Raw genomic sequence first — 572 nt, 5'->3', positions numbered from 1 at the left:
TGCCAACGGGTCATCCCCGCCGTCAAAGTAAGCCATTTCCGCTAACGGATCGGCCAAGCCATCAGAAAGCGAACCATCGCCCCAGCGACCAACCTTCAACCACAATGGCTTCGGAATTGGTGACTGAGGAACGGCTTCATACTGAGGCTCGTCTTCAAGCAAGTCAAGATCACCCATCGACAAAACCCTGTGGTAAATCTCCAGGGCATGGAAAGGCTTATCATTGAAATGATGGAAGGCCCACATGAAGTCGATATGGACTAAAGCCTCTTCCGATATGATCCGGAATTGTGGCTCTGCCATTCGACGGTTCCAGTCGTTATCCTCTGCTTGACCAGTAGCCAGCTTGTATGCCAGCTCATCAGCTCTCTTTTGCTCCATGTAGTCCATGCTGCAACAGACATGAAGCAATCGTTCTAGGAAAACAGGACTGTAAACGTCCGGCTGTATTTTGATGTATCCGCCCTCGTAAATCGTTCGACCTACGGGATGGCGGTCTTCCCATGCGTACCGGCGTTTTGCCAAGTAGCGCTGGATGCGGTTCAGCCCCGACATATAGCCATGCCTTTCAG

1 pseudogene is annotated in these 572 nt (G+C 51.6%); it reads right to left on the bottom strand.

Features of this window, described 5'->3' with window-relative positions:
* Nucleotides 1-525, bottom strand: a pseudogene (locus R7Z77_RS27335) (phosphoadenosine phosphosulfate reductase); the annotation flags it as partial.
* Nucleotides 526-572: the final 47 nt, after the last annotated feature.

The sequence above is a fragment of the Vibrio sp. 1401 genome (genome assembly GCF_033340295.1).
This window is presented reverse-complemented; position numbering and strand designations above follow the sequence as displayed.